Origin of the sequence: Microbacterium sp. WCS2018Hpa-9, from assembly GCF_031843745.1 — a bacterium.
Taxonomy (GTDB): Bacteria; Actinomycetota; Actinomycetes; order Actinomycetales; family Microbacteriaceae; genus Microbacterium.
Window position 1 is genome coordinate 185,556 of record NZ_JAVTIY010000003.1, and the last position, 21,578, is coordinate 207,133.

The 21,578-nt window shown below is 65.9% G+C and carries 22 protein-coding genes; 15 read left to right on the forward strand and 7 right to left on the reverse strand.

The window, feature by feature from the left end; translation table 11 throughout:
- Positions 1 to 41 precede the first annotated feature (41 nt).
- Both RQG82_RS07540 and RQG82_RS07545 read left to right on the forward strand, forming a co-directional pair.
- Entirely contained in the window at positions 42 to 869 is an 828-nt protein-coding gene (locus RQG82_RS07540; protein ID WP_311258484.1) for a nitrilase-related carbon-nitrogen hydrolase, read from the forward strand.
- Between the two features lie 40 nt (positions 870 to 909).
- Positions 910 to 2,223 carry an MFS transporter gene (locus RQG82_RS07545; RefSeq protein WP_311258485.1) on the forward strand — a complete coding sequence of 438 codons (1,314 nt, stop codon included), beginning with the start codon at positions 910 to 912 and terminating at the stop codon, positions 2,221 to 2,223.
- Between the two features lie 116 nt (positions 2,224 to 2,339).
- On the opposite strand, the gene RQG82_RS07550 is transcribed toward RQG82_RS07545, so the two are convergent.
- A complete protein-coding gene (locus RQG82_RS07550) occupies positions 2,340 to 2,648 on the reverse strand; it encodes a helix-turn-helix domain-containing protein (protein WP_311258486.1) in 309 nt (102 codons plus the stop codon).
- On the opposite strand from RQG82_RS07550, the gene RQG82_RS07555 reads away from it, so the two are divergent.
- Positions 2,530 to 3,138 (forward strand): beta-galactosidase trimerization domain-containing protein, encoded by a 609-nt coding sequence (locus RQG82_RS07555; RefSeq protein WP_311258487.1) that lies wholly within the window; start codon positions 2,530 to 2,532, stop codon positions 3,136 to 3,138. The genes RQG82_RS07550 and RQG82_RS07555 overlap by 119 nt on opposite strands.
- Before the next feature lie 41 nt (positions 3,139 to 3,179).
- Here the strand turns inward: RQG82_RS07555 and RQG82_RS07560 are convergent, their stop codons facing one another.
- Entirely contained in the window at positions 3,180 to 4,223 is a 1,044-nt protein-coding gene (locus tag RQG82_RS07560) for a LacI family DNA-binding transcriptional regulator (RefSeq protein WP_311258488.1), read from the reverse strand.
- Between the two features lie 181 nt (positions 4,224 to 4,404).
- Positions 4,405 to 5,502, reverse strand: a complete 1,098-nt coding sequence (locus tag RQG82_RS07565; protein WP_311258489.1) for an ABC transporter substrate-binding protein — start codon at positions 5,500 to 5,502, stop codon at positions 4,405 to 4,407.
- A 225-nt stretch (positions 5,503 to 5,727) separates the two neighbouring features.
- On the opposite strand from RQG82_RS07565, the gene RQG82_RS07570 reads away from it, so the two are divergent.
- The 4 genes from RQG82_RS07570 (at position 5,728) to RQG82_RS07585 (ending at position 10,400) form a co-directional block, all read left to right on the forward strand.
- Entirely contained in the window at positions 5,728 to 7,209 is a 1,482-nt protein-coding gene (locus tag RQG82_RS07570) for an MDR family MFS transporter (protein ID WP_311258490.1), read from the forward strand.
- Between the two features lie 80 nt (positions 7,210 to 7,289).
- Positions 7,290 to 8,273, forward strand: coding sequence for an iron ABC transporter permease (locus tag RQG82_RS07575; protein WP_311258491.1), 984 nt, complete (start codon positions 7,290 to 7,292; stop codon positions 8,271 to 8,273).
- The gene (locus RQG82_RS07580) at positions 8,270 to 9,037 is read left to right on the forward strand and encodes an ABC transporter ATP-binding protein (protein WP_311258492.1); all 768 of its coding nucleotides are present in this window, start codon (positions 8,270 to 8,272) and stop codon (positions 9,035 to 9,037) included. Before RQG82_RS07575 ends, RQG82_RS07580 begins: the two co-directional genes overlap by 4 nt.
- A 142-nt stretch (positions 9,038 to 9,179) precedes the next feature.
- Complete coding sequence (locus tag RQG82_RS07585; RefSeq protein WP_311258493.1) at positions 9,180 to 10,400, forward strand: MFS transporter; 1,221 nt, start codon at positions 9,180 to 9,182, stop codon at positions 10,398 to 10,400.
- A 37-nt stretch (positions 10,401 to 10,437) separates the two neighbouring features.
- Here the strand turns inward: RQG82_RS07585 and RQG82_RS07590 are convergent, their stop codons facing one another.
- Positions 10,438 to 11,385 (reverse strand): helix-turn-helix domain-containing protein, encoded by a 948-nt coding sequence (locus RQG82_RS07590; protein ID WP_311258494.1) that lies wholly within the window; start codon positions 11,383 to 11,385, stop codon positions 10,438 to 10,440.
- An 85-nt stretch (positions 11,386 to 11,470) separates the two neighbouring features.
- On the opposite strand from RQG82_RS07590, the gene trxA reads away from it, so the two are divergent.
- Genes trxA through RQG82_RS07610 form a run of 4 tightly spaced genes read left to right on the forward strand, consistent with a single transcriptional unit; the run spans position 11,471 to position 14,075 of the window.
- Entirely contained in the window at positions 11,471 to 11,842 is a 372-nt protein-coding gene (gene trxA / locus RQG82_RS07595; protein WP_311258495.1) for a thioredoxin, read from the forward strand.
- Complete coding sequence (locus tag RQG82_RS07600; protein WP_311258496.1) at positions 11,839 to 13,530, forward strand: FAD-dependent oxidoreductase; 1,692 nt, start codon at positions 11,839 to 11,841, stop codon at positions 13,528 to 13,530. The genes trxA and RQG82_RS07600 overlap by 4 nt, the downstream gene beginning before the upstream one ends.
- Positions 13,523 to 13,816: a hypothetical protein gene (locus tag RQG82_RS07605; RefSeq protein ID WP_311258497.1), complete on the forward strand. Its 294-nt coding sequence runs from the start codon at positions 13,523 to 13,525 to the stop codon at positions 13,814 to 13,816. The genes RQG82_RS07600 and RQG82_RS07605 overlap by 8 nt, the downstream gene beginning before the upstream one ends.
- The gene (locus RQG82_RS07610; protein WP_311258498.1) at positions 13,809 to 14,075 is read left to right on the forward strand and encodes a metal-sensitive transcriptional regulator; all 267 of its coding nucleotides are present in this window, start codon (positions 13,809 to 13,811) and stop codon (positions 14,073 to 14,075) included. Before RQG82_RS07605 ends, RQG82_RS07610 begins: the two co-directional genes overlap by 8 nt.
- A 49-nt stretch (positions 14,076 to 14,124) precedes the next feature.
- On the opposite strand, the gene RQG82_RS07615 is transcribed toward RQG82_RS07610, so the two are convergent.
- Entirely contained in the window at positions 14,125 to 15,219 is a 1,095-nt protein-coding gene (locus RQG82_RS07615) for an LLM class flavin-dependent oxidoreductase (RefSeq protein WP_311258499.1), read from the reverse strand.
- Between the two features lie 31 nt (positions 15,220 to 15,250).
- Entirely contained in the window at positions 15,251 to 15,883 is a 633-nt protein-coding gene (locus RQG82_RS07620; RefSeq protein WP_311258500.1) for an isochorismatase family protein, read from the reverse strand.
- A 222-nt stretch (positions 15,884 to 16,105) separates the two neighbouring features.
- Between RQG82_RS07620 and RQG82_RS07625 the strand changes: the two genes are divergently transcribed.
- The 4 genes from RQG82_RS07625 (at position 16,106) to RQG82_RS07640 (ending at position 19,900) form a co-directional block, all read left to right on the forward strand.
- The gene (locus RQG82_RS07625; protein ID WP_311258501.1) at positions 16,106 to 17,134 is read left to right on the forward strand and encodes an ABC transporter substrate-binding protein; all 1,029 of its coding nucleotides are present in this window, start codon (positions 16,106 to 16,108) and stop codon (positions 17,132 to 17,134) included.
- A 92-nt stretch (positions 17,135 to 17,226) separates the two neighbouring features.
- Entirely contained in the window at positions 17,227 to 18,198 is a 972-nt protein-coding gene (locus RQG82_RS07630) for an iron ABC transporter permease (protein WP_311258807.1), read from the forward strand.
- Positions 18,195 to 18,974: an ABC transporter ATP-binding protein gene (locus RQG82_RS07635; protein ID WP_311258502.1), complete on the forward strand. Its 780-nt coding sequence runs from the start codon at positions 18,195 to 18,197 to the stop codon at positions 18,972 to 18,974. Before RQG82_RS07630 ends, RQG82_RS07635 begins: the two co-directional genes overlap by 4 nt.
- An 80-nt stretch (positions 18,975 to 19,054) precedes the next feature.
- On the forward strand, positions 19,055 to 19,900 hold the full coding sequence (locus RQG82_RS07640; RefSeq protein WP_311258503.1) for a DJ-1/PfpI family protein: 846 nt from the start codon (positions 19,055 to 19,057) through the stop codon (positions 19,898 to 19,900).
- 162 nt (positions 19,901 to 20,062) lie between these two features.
- Here RQG82_RS07640 and RQG82_RS07645 read toward each other — a convergent pair whose 3' ends face one another.
- Positions 20,063 to 21,403 (reverse strand): aminotransferase class III-fold pyridoxal phosphate-dependent enzyme, encoded by a 1,341-nt coding sequence (locus RQG82_RS07645; RefSeq protein ID WP_311258504.1) that lies wholly within the window; start codon positions 21,401 to 21,403, stop codon positions 20,063 to 20,065.
- Positions 21,404 to 21,578: the final 175 nt, after the last annotated feature.

Here is a 21,578-nt window from a genome sequence, read left to right on the forward strand (position 1 = left end):
CCATCATGGGCCACAACGATTTGACAGGCATGAGGAACACGATGCCGACCACATCGATCACGGTCGCTGCCGGTCAGTTCACTTCCACGTCCGATGTTGCAGAGAATCTCAGGACGATCGATCTCCTCGCCATGAGAGCGTCTGCGGAAGGAGCGTCTCTACTCACATTGCCGGAGTCGTCGATCGTCGAGTGGACGTCGAACCCTGCCGAGATTCGACTCGTCGCCGCTCAGCACTCGGAGACGTTCGCCGATCGGATTCGCTCCATAGCTGTCCGGCACGAGATCCACGTCATCTTCGGTACCTATGCGCCGGACGCCGCGCACGAGCGGCCGTACAACCGGTTGCTCGCCGTCAACCCCGACGGTGAGATGTCGGCGTCATACGACAAGGTTCATCTCTACGATGCGTTCGAGTATCGCGAATCGGAGTACATCTCACCTGGGCCTGTTCTGGGGGACTTCTCGGAACTCTCGGTTGTCGAGATCGCCGGCTGGCGCGTAGGTCTGTTGAATTGCTACGACCTCCGTTTTCCTGAGTTGAGCCTCGGGCTCCTCCAGAGAGGAGTCGACGTCATCTCGATGAGCTCCGCATGGGCTGAGGGGCCGAGCAAGGCGTTCCAACTGCGTACTCTGGCCTCGGCCAGGGCGATCGAAACGACCTCGTACTTCATGCTGAGCAATCAGGCCGGCGCAGCCTCGACGGGCGAGAGCGCTGTCATCAGCCCGCATGGACAGCGCATAGCGGAAGTGCTCACGGACCAGGGGCTCGCCATCGCCACGCTCGATCCAGACTTTCTGCGGAGAGCTCGAATCGCTCAGCCCGTGGAAACAAATCAGCGCTATCGACTGACAGGTCATTCGCGCTGATCTCTCCCCCCTCGCACAAGTTAGAAGGAGTACGCGGATAATGACGTCCAAGAACACTGATGAGCTGTCGGCATCGAAAACCCCAGATCGAACGCAACTGCGCAGAGTCCTCGCTTCAGCTGCCATTGGGCAGTTCGTCGAATGGTACGACTTCGTCGTCTATGCGTACTCTGCCACGGTCATCGCAACTCTGTTCTTCCCGGCGGAGGACCGTGTGGCTTCCCTGCTGGCGGTGTTCGCGGTGTACGCGGCCGGATTCGTCATGCGTCCCCTGGGCGCGATCATCTTCGGTCATATCGGGGACACCGCCGGGCGACGCAATGTACTCTCCGCGGTGATTCTGATCATGGGCGGAGCGACGGTCGCAATCGGTCTGCTCCCCACGTACGGTCAGGTCGGAGTCATCGCCACCGTTCTTCTGGTCGTGTGCCGATTGGCGCAGGGTCTCTCCGCAGGGGCGGAGACGACAGGCTCGAACACCTTGGTGGCCGAGCATGCACCTGCTCACCGTCGTGGCTTGGCGGTCGCATTCACTCTGTCATTTTCGACTGTTCCCGCTGTGTTCGCTTCACTTCTCATCCTCCTTCTTTTGAGCGGGTTGGGGAGTGACGCGTACGGTGAGTGGGGGTGGAGGGTTCCGTTCCTACTGGGTGGCGTCTTCGCTCTCGTCGGGCTCTACATCCGACAGAAGGTCGACGAGTCCCCCGAGTTCCAGGCCACGCGCAAGGGCGAATCTCCGGCGCTGGGCGGCAAACGAAGCTTCCCCCTGTGGACGGCGATCAAAGAATCTCCTCGTGCTGTCTTCTACGCATTCGCGCTGGCATCGCTCTCCAGCCTCGGCTTCTACACCTTGACCGGGTACCTGCCGACGTATCTCAGCGAAACGGTCAACCTCGATCAGGGCGTCTCTCTGGCGTCCAACGCGATCGCCCTGCTCGCCGTCTTCTTCGCGATGCCGCTCACGGGACTGCTGTCCGATCGGATCGGTCGTAAGCCCGTCCTGATCGCGGGCGCGGCGCTCTCCGCAATCGTCGCCGTCCCGGCCTATCTGCTCGCGAGCAATGGCACAGCTGTCGGGGCCATCTCAGGGCAGCTCCTCCTGGCCCTTGCGATCAGCGTGTTCTTCGGCCCCTTCGGCGTCGCGTTCATCGAGTTGTTCCCTGTGAAGAATCGGCTCAGCGGCGCTGGAATCGGCTACAACGCGGGCTATGTCCTGTTCGGTGGAACCGCTCCGTATGTGAGCACCTGGCTTGTGCAGGCCACCGGCGACCTGCTCGCTCCTGCTTATTACATGCTGGTGGTGGCGGCGCTCGTCGCTGTGGTCACCTTCGCGCTCCCCAAGGCGGTGCGGTAGCTGCAGCAGTGCGGGCGGGCGACCGCTGCTCCGGGGGCGATCGTGCTCGCTCGCGGCGTGCACTCCGGAAGACCAGCTGTGGTCGTCGCGATGATCACCCCCGACGAAGCTGACGCTCACGCTCGAGCGTCGAACCGCCGCCGATAGCTGGACGGCGTGCTTCCGAAGGCGGACATGAAGTTCTGGCGGAGGGTGATCGGGCTCCCGAAGCCGCAGGCTGCCGCGATCTGATCGATCGAGAGGCTCGCGGCCTCCAGAAGGCGTCGAGCCTCGTCGAGACGTCGCGATCGCACCCATGCCGCGGGCGTGGCGCCGGTCGATGAGCGGTCGGGCGGACACGTGCTGATCTCCTTCTTCTCCGGCATCGTGGACGAGCACGATCGGGTCATCCCCGGCGGGTACCCGGGTGGCCTGTTGCCGCTCATCGGCGGACGCGTGCGTGAGTTCTCGCCGCTGCCGCCGGAGGAGCGTGTGCGGGTGCGGGTGCACGGATCAGAGGTGGAAGCCGGTGTCTGGCAGGACGACCTCGTCGCCGATCGCGCAGCGGTGCTGGCGACCTACGTCGACGGCTATCTGCAGGGAGAGGCGGCGGCTCTGCACCACGAGCTCGGCGACGGCGTGGTGACCTATCTCGGCACTCTGCTGGACGAGGCAGGCATGGATCGCATGTTCGACACCGTGCTCGACGAGGCGCAGGTAGCCCCTGTGCTCGAGACGCCGAGCGGCGTCGAAGCCGCCGAGAGGCACGGGGCAGAGGGCTCCTATCTTTTCCTCCTCAACCACGGGCAGCGCGAGGCAGAGATCACTGTTCCCTGCGGCTCGACCGACCTGCTCTCGGGCGGCGCTGTCTTCGCTGCGGGCGACACGCTGACTCTCCAGGCCGCGGCGGTCGCAGTGCTGAAGTACGACCGGTAGTAGACGAGTGAGGGTGCCGACGGAGTGATCCGGCGGTGCCCTCACGGCTCGGCGGCGAGAGTGTCGCTGCGGTGTCCGACGGGGACGACCGATGACGTCGAGGCGCGCAGGTGCACGGTCGGGACGACAGTGGTTCCGTCATCCGTCTCGCCGTCGACCAGCATCGCGTGCAGCCGCTCCCAGGCGAGACGCCCGAGTTCCTCGGCCGGAATCGCCGCCGTCGTGAGCGGCGGATTGGTGAATTCGCTGAAGGTGATGTCGTCGAAGCCGGTCACCGACAGCTGATCGGGAACGGTGATGCCGCGCCGCTGCAGTGCGCTGAGCAGGCCCATCGCGACGACGTCGTTGAAGGCCATCACGGCGGTCGCCCCGGTGGCGAGCACATCGTCCGCTGCGGCGAATCCCGCCTGGATGGTTCCCCCGCCGGTCACACGGCTGACGCGCACTTCGGGGTGGTCTGCGCAGAACTCCTCGAGAGCGGCGAATCGACGGGCGCCTGATCTTGACTTCTCGCCGCCGTCGAGGAATGCGATGTGACGGTGCCCGAGCTCGTGCAAGTGCTCAGCGAGCAATCGCACCCCATGCTCGAGGCTGACGGCGATGACCGGAACTCCGGGAACCGGTACAGAGCGATAGATCATCACGACCGGGCCGAGGCGTGCGACCAGCGTCGACAGCTCAGCGTCGTCCATTCGCGGCGAGCAGAGGACGATCGCATCGCATCGGCGCCGCAGCTCGGTGATCAGCTCTGCCTCGTTCGCGAGTCGCTCCGACGAGTCAGCGATCAGCACCTGATATCTGTCCTCGCCGGCGGCCTGCGAGAGGCCGGTGAGCGTGCGCTGAAAGATGGGATTGTCGAGCTCGGGGACGAGAATGCCCACCGAGTGTGTCCGGCCCTTGGCGAGACCACGAGCGATCTGGCTGGGTGAGTAGCGCAGCTTCGCCGCAGCGTCATGAACCTTCTGCGACAGCAGCGGGTCGACGGTCACCGTGTTGCTGAACACCCGCGAGACCGTAGTTCTCGATACGCCTGCGAGCTCGGCGACGTCGTCCATGGTGGGCGTGCGCTGGGCCAGTCTCGCCATCTTCAATCCTCTGCGGCTCGGGGCATCGGGCTCCGGATGCTGCCGCTCAGCATAGCGGAGGAAGCGCTTCCTGGGAGCGCCGGCTCTCTCCGCTCGTGCGGGTTCGCGTCCGAGTCGGGCCACATTCACCCATGCGAATGGTCCGGCGATCACAGGATCGCCGGACCATCTGCGGGAGAGTTCAGAATGCGTCGGGGTGCGCGGCGCGTGCGATCTTCTCGATCGCCGCGGCGTTCGTCGGGCCGACGTACACGCCGTCGGAGACGGTGACGTAGTTGTTGTTCTTCGCGGCGTCCCACTGCGGGTACTCGGCGAAGAGGGCGGCGGCTTCAGCGTCGAGATCCTCGCCCGGCATGAATCCGCCGACGACGAGAACGTCGACGTCGGCCGTCGCGAGGTGCTCGGCGTCGATCGTCGACGTGAAGGTCAGGTCGCTGTCCTGGAATGATCCGACGACACCGGCCCGATTGAGAACGTCGTCGAAGATGCCGCCGAGGAAGACCGCGGGCATGCCGTTGGTCGTCATCATCGACATGCCGGGGAAGACGATGAGGCCGGTCGGCGTCTCCTTGCCTTCCACCGCAGACGACACTGCGTCGATCTGAGAACGGAGTTCGCTGACGAGCGCTTCAGCCTCGGCCTGGCGATCGAAGACGTTGCCGACGAGGTTGAGGAACCCGAAGGACGACTCGACGGTCGCGTTGTCGAAGGCGGAGAACTCCTCTTCCGTAGCGTCTTCCTTGCCCATGGCGCAGTTCGCAGGATTGACGATCGTGTTGATGCCTTCGGCAGCGAGTTCGTCGCGGGATGCCTGGCCGTTGGCCGAGTCGAAACCGCCTGACGTTGTCGCGATCACCAGGTCGGGCTTGAGGGCGAGCAACTGCTCGGCCGGGATCTCGAAGCTCCCGGCCATGTCCAGGTCGCCCGTGGGAAGCGCGTCGATCTGCGCGACCAGTTCCGGCTGATCGGACATCCCGTAGTTCTGCATGTTCGCGAGGATGGTGTCGTCGAGCCCGAGCAGAAGGAGGGATTCGACCTCGGCGACGGAGGCGCCGTTCATGAGCACCACGCGCTCGGGCCTTTCCGTGAAGGTCTGCTCGAAGCCGCAGTTGTCGATCGTGAGGGGATACTCCGTGCTCCCGCCCGTCAGGGTGGTTCCGTCGACGGTCGGCGCTTCGGTCTTCGTCGCATCGGACGGGCCGGCTGCGCACCCGGCCAGGACGCTGAGAACGACGAGAGACGTGAGCGCGGTCGCAGCTCGGGTTTTCGTGATGTGCATCGGACGAACCTTCCTGGGTGTCAAGTGGCTTAACTCTACAATACGTAGCGTTAAGGATCTGCCTGACAGGCTCGAATGCCGCCATTAACTCTACGTACCGTAGAATACGACCGAGCCGTGCATCCCGATCCCGTCCTCCGGTCGGTAGGCGTGAGCCGCTCGTCCTTGCTCTGACGGCCCGGTCTCCCGTTCGCCGCCTCATTCTCTCCAGGCCCAGGAGGCCGCATGTCTGCCGTCGATACTGGTCCGATCAAGATTCCGGCCGCCACGTCAGGGACGATCCCGCGCTCTGACATGCGTGTGATCTGGCTGCTGCTGGTGGCAGCGTTCGTCTCGATCCTGAACGAGACCACGATGGGGATCGCGATCCCTGATCTCAATACCGATCTCGGCATCCCGCCCGAGTTGGGGCAGTGGTTGACGAGCGCGTTCATGCTGACCATGGCCGTTGTCATCCCGACGACCGGATTCATCCTGCAGCGGTTCACGACCCGCCAGGTCTTCATCGCCGCGATGATCGCCTTCTCGCTGGGCACCCTGGTGGCGCTTGTCGCCCCTGGCTTCACGATGCTCCTCGTCGGACGCGTGATCCAGGCGGCCGGCACCGGTGTGATGATCCCGCTGCTGATGACGACCATCATGAACGTCGTTCCGCCGCAGTCGCGCGGACGAATGATGGGCCGTGTCGGCCTGGTGATCTCGCTCGCTCCCGCGATCGGCCCGACGCTCGCCGGCGCGGTACTCGAGCTGGCCAACTGGCGTGCACTGTTCGCGATCATCCTGCCGATCGCGCTGATCGCGCTCGCCATGGGGGCGAAGTGGATGACGAACCTCGGCGAGACCCGCAGGGTTCCGCTCGACGTGCGCTCGATTCCGCTCGCCGCGCTCGGCTTCGGCGGCCTCGTGTTCGGCCTGAGCCAGTTCGGTGGCGAGGGCGGATCGGGCGAAAACGCCGGCATCCTCTCGCTCGTCGTCGGCGGCGTGTCGCTCGGCCTGTTCGTCTGGCGTCAGCTCCTGCTGCAGCGCAAGGACGACGCGCTGCTCGACCTGCGTGTCTTCCGTTCGGGGAACTTCACTCTCGCGGTGATCATCATGACCATCCTCGCGCTGTCGATGTTCGGCACGCTGACCCTCCTTCCGCAGTATCTGCAGAACGTCGCCGGGCTCAATCCGCTTCAGTCGGGTCTGGTCCTGTTGCCCGGTTCTCTGCTGATGGGCCTGCTCGGACCGTTCACGGGGCGCATCTATGATGCACGCGGCACCCGCATACTGCTGATCCCCGGCACGATCCTCGTGACGGCCGCGCTGTTCTATTACTCGACCGTCGGTGAGCACACGGTGTGGTGGGTGCTCATCATCGTGCAGGCGGTGATGTCGGTCGGGCTCGCGATGTCGTTCACCCCGCTGTTCTCCGCCTCGCTGGGGTCCCTCCCCCGCCCGCTGTATTCGCACGGCACCGCGGTGCTGAACACGCTGCAGCAGGTCGGCGGTGCGGCCGGAGTCGCAGTGATGCTGGTGACATACTCGTCGATCCTGCACGCAGGTGAGAGCGACGGTCTCACGGCCGCCACGGCAGGAGCGCCGGGAGCACGCGCGGCGTTTCTGATCGCCGCACTCATCTCCCTCGCGACCATCGCTCTCAGCCCCTTCGTGCGCAGACCCGCGGACGACGCCGGCGGAGAGCTCGTCCTGCCTTCGCACCCGTGACGCTCTCGGAGACGGCACCCGTTCGCGGCCGCCGACCTCGCATCGCCGCAGTGGTGCCCTTGTCGCTGTGGGTGATCGTGATGGCTACCGTGATCCTGGTCGCTGCAGTGGTCGCCGTCTGCATCGGGAGCGTCAACGTCAGTATCGATCGCGTGATCGGGGTGGTGTGGGCGAATGTGACCGGCGACTCCGGTGCAGTCGATTCGATCGATCAGAGGATCGTCTGGGAGCTGCGCGTCCCTCGGGTGCTGATGGCGGGCGTTGTCGGGGCCGCGCTTGCACTGGCCGGCGCAGCTCTGCAGGGTCTGCTTCGGAATCCGCTGGCGGATCCGTACATCGTCGGTGTCTCGTCAGGAGCGTCGCTCGGTGCGGTGCTGGTGATGACCTTCGGTTCGGGTGTGCTCTTCGGACTCACCACTCCGGCGGCGGCGTTCGTCGGCGCACTGGTCATCCTCGTGCTCGTCTTCGCGTTCGCCCAGCGATCGGGCTCCTTCACCGATATGCGACTCGTGCTCTCGGGTGTCGCGCTGGGATACGTCGCCATGGCGGGAACCAGCTTCGCTCAGCTGCAGGCCGAGCCAGGGCAGGTGCGCGGGATCCTCTTCTGGATGATGGGGAGCGTCGCGGGAGCGAGATGGGACGGTCTCCTGCTGCCCACTGTCGTCATGGTCATCGCCGGCGCCTGGCTGCTGAGCCAGGCGCGAGGGTTGAACGCGCTGGCGCTGGGCGACGACGACGCGGTGGCGGTCGGCGTGAATCTGCGCCGCTTCCGACTCGGACTCCTCATCGTCGCCGCACTCCTCACGGCCGTGACCGTCGCGGTCGCGGGCGGCGTCGGCTTCGTCGGTCTGATCATTCCGCATGCCGTGCGCATGATCGTCGGGGCGGACTATCGGCGGTTGCTCCCGGTCGCCGCGCTCGCGGGGGCGATCTTCCTGATCGCCGTCGACCTGGTGGCCCGTACCGTGGGAAGCCCGAACGAGTATCCGCTGACGATCTTCACCGCGCTCGTGGGAGGACCCTTCTTCCTCTGGCTGATGAGATCATCGGAGGGCCGCACATGAAGATCGCGATCACGGACCTCGACCTCAGTGTCGGCGGCGCGCGCCTCATCGAGGAACTCTCGCTCGAGGTCGCTTCGGGTGAATTCGTCGCGATCGTCGGTCCGAACGGTTCGGGAAAGTCCACGCTCCTGCGTGCGATGTATCGAGCGCTCAAGCCGGATGCCGGCTGCATCCTCATCGGGAACGCGAACGTCTGGGATATCGCGCCACGGCGAGCGGCGCTGTTGCGCGCCGTGGTGACGCAGCATCAGACCAGCAACGACAGCATGCTGGTTCGCGACATCGTCGCGACCGGGCGTCATGCCCACCAGTCGTGGTACCGCGGAGAGACGAAAGCCGACCGCGATCATGCTGACGCCGCACTGGTGAGATGCGGGGCCGCGCACATGGCCGACCGCAAGTACGCCACGCTCTCCGGGGGTGAGCGGCAGAGGGTGCTCCTCGCGCGCGCGCTCACTCAGGATGCCCCGGTTCTCATGCTCGATGAGCCGACGAACCACCTCGACATCACGGCGCAGCACGACCTCTTGAATCTTCTGGAGTCCGTCGATCTCACGCGTGTGGTCGTTCTGCATGACCTCAATCACGCGGTCGCCCATGCCGATCAGATCGTCGTGATGAATGAAGGGCGGATCAGGGCGGCCGGCATCCCTGCCGAGACGCTGACATCGGAGCTGACGCGAGAGGTCTTCGCCGTCGACTCGCGACTCATCGAGCATCCGATCACGGGCCGACCGCATCTGCTCACCGCGCCGATGCGTTGATAGGTGAGCGCGCGAAGGCGCAAAATCATCGATAGATGTCATTCGGGCCAATGGTATGCGGGGGCGCGGGCAGGCAGGCTTGATTCATCGAGGTTCCTCGATCGCGCCTACGCTCGGCTGTCGAGCGCTTCCAGGAAGAACCATGAAGTCTCTCTATGCCCGTCGCCTCTCGCTCTTCGCGCTGTTCGCCCTGCCGGGGCTTGCGATCTCCTCGTGGGTGACGCGCACCCCGACGATCCGGGACGTGCTCGGTGCATCCACCTCGGAGATGGGGTTGATCCTGCTGGGGCTCTCTGCGGGATCAATGATCGGAATTCTCTCTTCGGGGCCGGCGGTCTCGCGCTGGGGTGCGCGACCGGTGATGATCGCGGGGACCCTCGGTGTCGTCATGAGCATGCCGATGATTGGAATCGGCGTCGCCATGGGCTCGACACCGGTGACCGTTCTCGGGCTGTTTCTCTTCGGGCTCGGCATGGGAGGTGGGGAGATCGCGATGAACGTCGAGGGGGCGGATATCGAGAAGGCGATCGGTCGGCCTGTGCTGCCGGCTCTGCACGGCTTCTTCAGCCTCGGCACGGTGGTGGGAGCCGTGGTGGGTATTGCATTCACTGCTCTTCAGGTGCCGGTGTTCTGGCATCTGATGCCGATCGGCGTGATCGCGCTGGGCGCTCTCATCATCGCCGCGAGAAACATTCCTCGCGGCACGGGGCGCATCGAGCGGGACACCGGAGAGCGGATCGCGCGGGCGACGAAGACTGCAGGGTGGCGGGATTCTCGGTTGCTGCTGATCGCTGCCATCGTGCTCGCGATGGCGCTGGCAGAAGGCACCGCAGGCGACTGGCTTCCCCTGGTCATGGTCGACGGGCATGGATTCGATCCCGCATGGGGGTCGGCGGTCTATGCGGCCTTCGCCGCCGCGATGACCATCGGAAGGTTCGTGGGCGGGCGTTTCGTGACCCGCTTCGGGATAGTGCACGTGTTGCGGGTCAGCATCCTTCTGGGCGCGGCGGGGATGGCGCTGGTCATCTTCGTCGACAACCCGCTCGTCGCGGCGTCCGCGGTGGTGCTGTGGGGGCTCGGTGCGTCGTTGGGGTTCCCCTTGGCGCTTTCAGCGGCGGGCGACGGGGGAGCGGACTCTGCGAGGCGGGTCTCTTTCGCGGCAACGGTGGGGTATGTCGCGTTCCTCGTCGGACCTCCGGTCATCGGCTTCCTGGGGGAGCACAGCTCGTTGCGGGTGGCTCTGCTCGCGCCCCTGGTCCTGGTGGCCGCGGCGGCGTTCATCGCTCCCGCCGCGCGAGCTCGCGATTCACATTCGAGTGCGATGGCCTTGATGGCCGACGCGGGGCAGGGACGGAAGGACTGAACGGCCTCGAGGTGGGGTGCGTGGAGAGACGGCCGGCTCAGGTACGCGCATCGAAGCGATGGCGGTAACTGGATGGTGTGCTGCCGAACGCGGTCATAAAGTTCTGACGCATCGTGATGGGACTTCCGAATCCGCAGGATGCCGCGATCTGATCGATCGACAGGTTCGTGACCTCGAGGAGTCGTCGTGCTTCATCGAGGCGGCGAGATCGGACCCAGGCCGCGGGGGTGGAGCCGGTCGAGTCGCGGAAGGCGCGCACGAAGGAGCGGCGACTCATGTGCGCAGAACCGGCGAGGGTATCGATCGTGAGGTCATCTGCAAGATGAGCAAGCGCCCAGGCGGATGCTCTCGCGATCGGGTCATCCGCTTCGTGCACCGCGATGGGGCGTTCGATGTACTGAGCCTGCCCGCCCTCGCGGTGGGGCGCCACCACCAGGCTTCGCGCCACGCGATTGGCGGCTTCGGCGCCCAGCCGTTGACGCACGACGTGCAGGCACGCATCGAGACCTGAGGCGGTGCCCGCCGAGGTCAAGACATCGCCGTGATCGATGTAGAGCACGTCTGCATCGATGTCGATCTCCGGATGCCGCTCGGCGAGATTGCCCAGTGAGCGCCAGTGCGTGACAGCACTTCTGTCTTGGAGTAGGCCGATGTCTGCGACAGCGATCGCGCCGAGACAGAGACCGGCGACCGCGGTGCCGTTCTCGTGCGCGGCGACGACGGCCTTTCGGAGAGCGGCACTCGGCGCACGCCCGTCGTCCACCCAAGACGGGATGACGACAAGGTCGGCGCCGGCGACAGCGGCCAGCGGCTGAATGCCGCCGATCGAATAGCCCTCGGCGGTGCGGATGGATCCGCCCCGCTCGGAGAAGAGGACGGATGACCACTCGCCGAGACCCATCCGGGCGACCTCGTCGAAGACCATCTGCGGCACGGAGAGGTGGAACATCGTCACGCCGGTAAAGGCATAGATCGCGATCTTCATCTGGTTCTCCCTGTTGGCCCGTTCCCATCGTACATTGGCTCATGAGCCACCGCCTCGCATACCCCATGGGGTATATGGTCGAGCCATGGCCACTCACACGATCACCGCGACGAACTTCGATGAGACCCTGGATGGCGGGGGGATCGTCCTGCTCGACTTCTGGGCGGAGTGGTGTGGTCCGTGTCGCATGTTCGGGCCGATCTTCGAGGCCGCATCGGAGAAGTACCCGGACATCGTGTTCGGCAAGGTCGACATCGAGGTGGAGCGCGAGCTCGCCTCCGGTTTCCAGATCACCTCCATTCCCACGCTGATGGCATTCCGTGATGGAATCCTGGTGTTCGCGCAGCCGGGCGCGCTGCCGGCGGCCGGTCTGCAGCAGGTCGTCGACGCGGTCCAGGGGCTCGACATGGATGATGTGAGGGCGCAGATCGCCGCGCAGCCAGACGCCTCCGCATGAGGATCGTCATCGTCGGGGGTGTCGCAGGCGGTATGAGTTGCGCGGCGCGAGCCCGTCGTCTCGACGAGTCTGCGGAGATCGTCGTGCTCGAGCGTGGTGCGCATGCGTCGTTCGCCAACTGCGGGCTTCCGTACTTCGTGGGAGGTGAGATCGAGGACGAGGGTTCGTTGCTGGTGCAGACGCCCGAGATGCTGCGTGCGTCGTTGAACCTCGATGTGCGCACGGGGCATGACGTGGTGCGTGTGGATCCAGACGCGCAGACGCTCGTCGTACGCACCTCCGCGGGCGAGGAGCGCATCGGATATGACGCCCTGGTGCTCGCACCGGGTGCGCGAGCCGTGCGACCGGACATCTTCGGTCTCGACTCACCACGGGTGCGAACGCTGCGCAGCGTGGAGGATGCGGTGCACCTGCGCGCACACGTCGAGGCAGGCGTGCAGCGGGCCGTCGTCCTCGGGGCCGGATTCATCGGGGTTGAGGCAGCAGAGGCGCTGGCGCTGCAAGGCGTCGAGACCACTCTGATCCAGCTCGCCGACCAGATCCTCACACCGGTCGATGCCGAGTTCGGCTGGCTGGTCGCGGAGGAGCTGCGACGTGTGGGCGTGGATGTGCGAACAGGAGTCGCCGCCGAGACGATCAGCCAGGGTGAGGACGCCGACGTCATCACCCTGTCTGACGGGACGGAAGTGAGCGCCGAGCTCGTCGTGCTCTCGATCGGCGTCCGGCCCGATATCGCTGTCTTCGAAGCTGCGGGGGTCGCCTGCGAGCGGGGCGCGATCATCGTCGATGAGCACGGACGCACGTCTGTGCGGCAGGTCTGGGCTGTAGGGGATGCCGTGCTGAGCCAGGATCCCGTGACCGGCGTCCGCCGGCCGGTGGCACTCGCCGGACCAGCCAACCGTGCGGGGCGCCTGGTGGCCGACGCCATCCTCCGCCCCGGCCGTGCGCGGCCGATCCCGCAGCCGCTGGGAACGGCCGTCGTCCGGGTCGACCGATTGACGATCGCACTGACCGGCGCGAGTCGCGCCGCGCTGTCGCACGCGGGGATAGATTTTCGGACGATCAGTCTGCATCCGAATCAGCACGCCGGGTACTTCCCCGGAGCGGCTCCGGTCCATCTGAACGTGCATTTCAGAGGGGACGACGGGCGAATCCTCGGCGCGCAGGCGTGCGGAACCGGCGGCGTCGACAAGAGAATCGATGTGCTGGCGACGGCCCTGCGCGCGGGCATGTCGGTGGACGATCTGATCGATCTGGATCTCGCCTACTCCCCGCCATACGGCCAGGCGAAGGACCCCGTGAACCTCGCGGGCATGCTCGGTGCCAACGTTCTCGACGGCACGATGCGGCTGTGGGATGCGCAGGATCTCGACCTGGTGCGGGAGACCTCTCTCGTCCTCGACGTGCGAGGCGACGCAGAAGTGGCAGAGGGCATGATTGCCGAGGCGCTCCACATCCCGCATACACAGCTGCGCGAGCGTCTGAGAGAGGTGCGCCTGGCCGCGGCCGGCAGGCCGGTACGGGTGATGTGCGCCTCCGGCGTCCGATCGGCAATCGCGCACCGGGTCCTCGACCAGTCAGGGTTCGATTCCGCATCGCTCTCAGGGGGGATGACGACGCTACGCATGGTGCTTGCGGACCGAGCAGATCAGGCGCTGACAAAGCGGGGACCGTCACATGATGTCTGATCGATCCGCGCGTGTGGTCTGCCGCGCGACACGGGGCGAGCGGCTTGCCTACCTCGCCGTCGCCGTCGTCATCGCCGCGTTCGCGGCGTCGATGGCTCCATCGTCGCCGGTGGTCGCGGTCGTGGCGGGAGTGATCGCGATCGCGATCGCGGTCATGGCAGCGACGGGACGCTGCGCCTCCTCCTGGGTGCACCCGGCCGAGCACTCACCGACGAGTGTGCGCCTGCTGAAGGGCCAGATCGACTCTGTTCCGCTGCCAGAGAAAGAGAGAAGCTCCGATGGATAGTGCAGATCTCGACGCGCAGCGGCGCGTCGTCAACCGGCTCCGCCGGGCAAGAGGCCAGCTGGACGCGGTGATCACCGCGGTGGAGACCGAAGCGTCGTGCCGCGACATCGTGACTCAGTTGGCCGCAGTGACGCACGCACTCAACAGGGCCGGCTTCGTCATCGTCGCGGCGGCGCTGCAAGAGTGCGCCGGTCGCGATGACGACGCCGAGGGGCCGACCGTGGAAGAGCTCGAGAAGGTGTTCCTCAGCCTCGCCTGAGACGGCGCCCTGCGGCGGTCAGACATCAGAGGTCGCGCACTTCCTTCGGTCAGCCGATGCCCGCTCCGTAGTGATCGGCGATCAGCTCGAGGGTGGTGGACCGGCCTCCGAGACCGTGGCTGCCGGTGACCAGCATCAACTCCTCGGCGTCGGTGATCGACTGGAGTTCCTCCAGCTGAGCGGCCACATCGGTCGCTGTGCCGTGGAACGTACGATCGGTCCACTCATCGAGGAACCGGCGTTGCGCGGACGACAACGGTTGGTCCCGTACCGCATCCGGCGATGGAAGTGCGAACGTCTCGCCCTGGAACATCCGCATCATCCCCATCGCATTGGTCGTCGACTCTCGACGGGCCCGCGCCGGATCTTCCTCGGCGACTGCACCGACGCTGACAATGGCGTATGGCTCGTTCAGCGCAGGGGAGGGTCGAAAGTGCTGGCGGTAGATGCGCAGCGCATTGACGACGTCGGGGCTGCCGAACTGCAGTGCGAAGGCGTACGGGCGCCCGAGTGCGGCGGCGAGTTGCGCCGAGTACAGCGAGGATCCGAGAATCCACAGTTCAGGGGGAGAAGTTGGAGCAGCCGTGGCATTCTGCTGCTCCTGCCACGGGCCCGGAACTGCATGCACGTTCACGGGCGCAGCGCAGGGATCGTCATTCAGGAAGGCCATCAGCTCATTTACCTGCTGAGGGAACTCCTCGTTGGCAGAGCTGTGGCGCCGCAGGGCTGCGGCTGTGGTGTGGTCGGTGCCGGGTGCCCGCCCCACGCCGAGATCGATGCGTCCCGGAGCCAGCGCTTCGAGCATGCCGAATTGCTCGGCGATCACCAGCGGTGCGTGGTTGGGCAGCATGACTCCTCCCGCGCCGAGGCGAATCCGGTGCGTCTCGCTGATCAGGCGCGCGGCCATGAGCGGGGGAGAGGCGATCGATGCGCCGGGCATCGCGTGGTGTTCCGACATCCAAAATCGTGCGTAACCGCGCGTATCTGCGATGCGCGCGGCGGTGATCACCTCATCGAGCACGAGGGCAGCGGAAGAGCCGACACCGGTGAGGCCGCCGTCGAGAACCGACAGGGCGAACGGGGCGTTTCCGAAGGGAGTGGGACGAATCACAATGGGCCTTTCATGGCGATGGCCGGACGCCACGAGCGGGTGGTGTCCGGCCGGAACGAGCTGATCAGGCGTGTGCGGACGCGCCCATGGCGGCCGACTCGCCCAGGTTGCTCTTGTCGAGCGCCGTCCTCGACGCCACGGCATCGACCCAGGCTGCCGTCGGAGCGACAGCCGCCCAGTTCGAGTTCAAGAGCGCCATCAGCGTGGTGTGCACGGTCTTGGCGTCGACGGATCCTGCAGCGTTGGTGATGTCGATCGCGCCGGTGGCATCGACGAGTACCTCCGCGGCGATGCCGCGGGTCTCGGCGTCTGCGGCGGTGGCGACGACGCAGTTGTTGGTCATATAACCCGCCAGCGTGATGGTGTCGATGTCGTTCTCGCGGAGCCAGTCGTGCAGGCCGGTCTCGGGGAAGACAGAGCTGTACTGCTTGACGACGTGCTTCCATGTGCTGCCGTCGCGCTGTTCCAGAGATTCGTGCAGTCGGAACTCCGGCTTGGTCGGGTTGAACACCGGGGCGCTGTCGCCGGCCGTGTGCTGCACCATGACGACGGGGATTCCGGCTTGCTCGGCGGCGTCGATGGCATCGGCGATGCGCTGGATCGACTCATCGCGCGGCGGGTGCTGGATGGCGAGGAGGCCGGTGAAGTACTCCTGCTGAGGATCGATGACGATCAGTGCGCGGCGTGGGGCTGACATGTGTCCTCCTGAAGACGGAAGTGGTGTGAGCTTCCAGCATCCTCGAGGAGGAAGCCGATGACCATTGGCGTGAATGCGTTTTAACGATGAGTTCGGGCCATCGAGATGATCTCCTCGACGCTCGTTCCGCCGGAACGCGCCAAGAGGCTCTCGTGGTGCCGTGATTCCGAACCGATATGCTTCTACAAGAAGTAGAGCTGTCCCGTTCCCCGAAGGAGTCCCATGCGACCCACCGTCCGACGATCCGTATTCAGCACCGCAGCGGTGGCAGCTCTTCTGCTCCTGACCACCGCGTGCGCGGGAAACAGCACCCCGGCATCGACCGCATCCGCTCCGGGCGAAGCAACGACGGGCTATCCGGTGACGCTGGAGAACTGCGGCCGCGAGATCACGGTCGACTCCGAACCGGAGCGGGTGGTGAGTCTCTGGCAGTCGACCACCGAGGCGCTCCTCGCACTCGGCCTCCGCGACAAGATCGTCGCGGTCCAGGAGAATTATTCCCCGTACCCCGACTCAGTGGCCGAGGCCGCGGAGGGCTTGAAGCCCATCGGCAACATGATGGGCTTTCCCTCGAAGGAGGTGCTGCTGAGCGAGCAGCCTGACTTCGTGACCGGCCAGGTGTTGGACGGGTACGCGTTCGACGCCTCGCAGGGGTACGCGTCGGTCGAGCAGCTGGAGGAGGCAGGGGTGACTGTCTACGGCGCCAACCTCTGTGGCGCGACGGACTCTGTGAGTTCGGATATCTGGAACGTCGACTCCGCCTCGAAGGTGCTGCGCGACTACGGGACGATCTTCAATGTCTCGGACAAGGCCGACGAGGTCATCGCGGAGCTCGAGAGCGCGAAGGAGAAGGTCGTCACGGCGGTGAAGGGTGAGCCGACGGTGAAGACCGCGTACTTCAACGGAGGAACTGGCCCGGTGATCGTCCTCGCCGGCGGCATCTACGACGATCTGATCGAGACGGCGGGTGGCGCGAACGTCTTCCCCGCAGACACCGTCTACATCAGCAAGGAGGAGTTCGCGGCATCCGACCCCGACGTGATCCTGGTCGGCACGTTCGTCGGCCAGGACTTCGCGTCGCAGAAGGCGTTCCTCGAAGAGAACTTCCCTGACGTCCCCGCAGTGAAGAACGGTCGCATCAGCGAGGTTCCGACACAGGAGACCGACTCGTCGATCTCCGTGATGGTCGGCCTGACGAAGATCGCGAACGCACTCCACCCCGACCTCGATCTCGCGATTCCCGCCTCGTGACACGTGCGGCCGGGCAGGCCCGGTCGGGTGCGCCCGCCGGGCGGCGGTCGCGGCCGGTCATCGGAGTTCTCCTGGTCGCATGCATCGTCGCAGTGGTGCTCTCTGTGGCCGTCGGGAGCGTGAACATCGCACCGAGCCGTGTCATCGAAGTCATCGGTGCGCACTTGCTGCCGTGGGGCGGCGGTGGTGTCGAAGGGCTCGACGACCAGATCGTGTGGGAATTCCGTCTGCCCCGCGCGCTGCTCGGCTTCGCCGTGGGTGCAGCGCTCGCGGTCGCCGGTGCGGTGCTGCAGGCCGTGGTGCGAAATCCGCTGGCGGACCCGTTCGTGTTCGGCGTCTCCTCCGGCGCATCCGTGGCTGCGGTCGCCGCACTCACGCTCACGAGCGGGCTGTTCGCGTCGGTGTCGACGCCGATCGCTGCCTTCATCGGAGCTTTCCTCGCGACGGTGCTCGTCTTCGCGCTCGCGCAGCAGGGCGGGCGGGTCGCACCGAACCGGTTGGTCTTGGCCGGGGTCGCGATATCGTACTTGCTCAGTTCGATCACGAGCTACCTCGTCCTGCGATCCAGCGGCGCCAATCAGGGCGTCGGACAGGTGTTGTCGTGGCTCGCCGGCAGCCTGGCGGCGGCGACATGGCAGGACCTCGGTGTGCCCACGCTCGTCCTCGTCGCGGCGACGATCGTCCTGGTGCTGCTCGCTCCCGTCTTGAATGCGTTCCTCACCGGCGACGAGACGGCAGCGAGCCTCGGCGTCGACGTCGGACGGATGCGGCTGATGCTGTTCATCATCACCTCGCTGCTCGTCGGGGTCGCAGTCGCGGTGAGCGGGTCCATCGGATTCGTCGGGCTGGTGGTCCCGCATGCAGTTCGCATGATGATCGGTTCCGATCACCGATGGGTGCTCCCCGCATCCGCACTCGCCGGCGGGTTGCTCCTGGTGGTCGTGGATATCGGGGCACGGCTGCTTCTCGCGCCGACAGAAGTGCCGGTCGGTCTCCTCACCGCGGTCGTCGGGGCCCCGTTCTTCCTATGGTTGCTGCGACGCTCCGGTCGGAGCGAGAGATGAGCGAAGGGCAGGGAGCGCCGCTCGAAGTTCAGGGCATCAATGTCGACATCGCCGGTCGACGGATCATCGACGATGTGGTGTTGCGCGCGCAGGGGAACATCGTCGGGCTCGTCGGGCCCAACGGCAGCGGTAAGTCAACGCTCCTGCGAACGGTTTATCGGATGCTGCGTCCCGCCGCAGGACAGGTGCTCACCGATGGTCGCGATGTCTGGTCGATGCGGGCCCGGGATGCCGCCCGCATCACTGCCGCTGTCGTGCAGGACAGTCCCGCGGACCTCGAACTCACCGTCGCCGAATGCGTCGCAACGGGACGTCTCCCGCACGGCCGACTCCTCGCAGGGGACCGCGGGGAAGACCGGCGAGCCGTGGATCGGGCTATGGCGACCGCGGGCGTCGCGGAGTTCGCCGACCGTGATGTAAATACGCTCTCCGGCGGTGAGCGTCAACGTGTCCAGCTCGCACGGGCACTGGCGCAGGAGCCGCAAATCCTCGTGCTGGACGAACCGACCAACCACCTCGACATCCGACACCAGCTGCAGCTGCTCGCGCTGATCCGGGACCTCGAGATCACCACCCTGATCACCCTGCACGACCTGAGCCTGGCCGCGTCTTACTGCGACGAGATCGTCATGCTCGAATATGGCCGCGTCGTCGCATCCGGCGGTCCGGACGAGGTCTTCACGCCCGAGCTGCTGCTGCGCGTGTTCGGCGTGCGCGCCGACACGCTCGTCAACCCGCTCACCGGACGCCTGCAGCTCGTCTTCGCAGACGGCTGATCAGCCGGAGTGCTTCGAACGTCGACACCACCCACCCCCGCGCCGACAGTATGTCGGCCATGAGAAATGAGGAGCACCCCATGAACGAAGACCGTCACGACCTTCCGTGGACAAGCGATCTCCCGGGCCACTCGACCGGGTCCGACCCGTCTGCCAGCACGCTGTTCTCGGTGATCGGAGATGATCCGGCCAAGCAGCAGGCCGTCGATCGATCCATCGCCGCCCACCACGCCCTGGTCGCGCTGCCCGGAGTCCGATTCGCGACCGACAAGACGATCCTGATCGTCTTGCACCCCGGATTCGAACTCCTCGACGTGGTCGGGCCCTTCCACTTCCTCGCGGGAACGGGAGCGACGGTGCAGTTCGTGTCCACCGGCCCCGCGGGCGAGTCTGTCGTCAGCGGAAGTGGTGTGGCGCTCGAGGCCGCGTTGACACTCGACGAGGTGACGACTTCGCCGTCCGTGATCCTCGTGCCCGGCGGCGACACCGGGATCCTCCTGCGGGATGCCCGTGCCATGGAGCACCTGCGTCGGATCGGTCAGGATGCCGAGTACGTGACCAGTGTGTGCTCCGGCTCCATCGCTCTCGCTCATGCAGGGTTGCTCGACGGTCGACGGGCCACCTCGCACTGGGCCGTACGGCACCTGCTCGGCGACTATGGCGCGATCGAGGTCGACGAACGCCTGGTCGAAGACGGCAACCGTCTGACGGCGGCCGGTGTGACCGCAGGAATGGACCTCGGCATCCGGCTCCTCGCGTACCTCTCCGGTGAGGAGATGGCGCGGTTCGCAGTCTTGGGTGCCGAGTACGCTCCCGAGCCGCCGTTCCACACCGGAACCCCCGAGCTGGCGGGCGCAGCGCTGACGGAGTTGTCTCGGGACTTCCTCGCTCCGTTGGAGGAGGAGCTTCGAGCGCCCACGAACTGAAGAACCGGTATATCTACATCACGTAGAGTAAATGCATGCATTCGACATTTCTTCTCCAGCGGTGGGCGTGGGCATTCATGTCCTCGCCCACCGCTGACGTTCCTCGGCAGGGTCATCGCTCTCGCGACGTGACCGCGCCGGAGACGGAAGGCTCCGGTGCGGTCAGCTCTCCATCTCGATGACGATCTCCTTGACGGCCTCGATGAACGAGGTGATGTCGTCATCGGTCATCGCCAGGGAGAGGGAGATCTCGCCGCGCGCGACAGGGAAGAAGCCGCGGTTCGCGAGCTCGAGTGAGAAGGTCTGGGTCTTGTCCGCATCGACGTTGCGCCACAGGTCGCGCTGGGTCTCCACTGTCAGACCCGGCTCGGTGCGGTAGGCGTACGCGAGCGAGGAGTATCCACCGCCGTAGATCGTGAACGGGCTCTTGCGCGCCGCTGTCCATTCGCCGACCTCCGACAGAATGCGCGCCGCCATCGTGTTCAGTCGGTCGTAGGCATCCTCGTCCAGCGCGCGCATGCACGCGATTCCCGCGACCAGTGCCAGACGGTGGCCGTGGTGCGTGCCGGAGATCGGTACGGTGCCGTCGGCCATGACCTGCATGATCTCGGCCTTCCCGCCCACGGCTCCGAGGGGGAGTCCGCCACCGATGATCTTGCCCATGACGGTGAGATCGCCAGCGACTTCGTAGAGGCTCTGCATGCCGTTGTAGGCGCCGCGAAGATTCATGGTCTCGTCGAGGACGAAGAGGATGCCCAGTTCCGCTGTCACGCGACGGATCATCTGCACGAACTCTTTGCGCAGGACGACGTGGCCGCCTGCGCCGCTCTCGAGCTCGAGGATCACGCACGCGAGGTCGGACCCGTGCTCGCGCAGGATCCGCTCGGTGCCGACCATGTCGTTCTGAGTGAGGATCACGACCTGTTCGACGACCGCCGCCGGGATGCCCGCACTGTCGGCCACGGGAAGCGGGCTGTCGTCTGACCCGTACTCGGCCGCGTCGTGCGGGTGGCCGGAGATGCTCACCGGGTCGGTGAAGCCGTGGTAGCCGCCCTCGAACTTCGCGATCTTGGTGCGGCCGGTGTATGCCCGGGCGACCCGCACTGCGCTCAGGATCGACTCCGATGCCGAACAGGAGAACTGCACCATGTCGATCGACGCGATGCGGTCGATCAGGATCTGGGCGAGCTCGGCTTCCTCGGTGACGGGATTGCCGAACGAGGCGCCGGACGGAATCGCGGCGATCAGAGCATCGCTGATGACGGAGTCGCCGTGGCCGAGGATGTTGACCGTGAAGTTGTTGTTCAGATCGAGGAGGCGGTGTCCGTCCACTGTGTCGATGTAGGCGCCGTCGCCACCGGTGACGAAGACGGCATGCGGGCCGAAGTTGAACGACGTCCGGCTGTAGCCGCCGGGAATCACACCCCGTCCGGCGACGGTGAGCTGTGCGGACTCCGAGAACTTCTCGGTGAATCGGCGGGTGGCGGTTTCAAGGGTGAGCATCGTCTTCTCCTGGGTGGGCCGGCAGGCTTGGCGGCCATGGGACATCGGGATCGGGGTGTCACGGCCCGAGAGGGCTGCGTGGTCCTTCCAGGGTGCGGGCCGCTTTGCCGCCGATCAATGGCCGGAATGCGAACAATCGATCCGTGGAAGCGAATGATCGCGGGGGCTTCCGAAT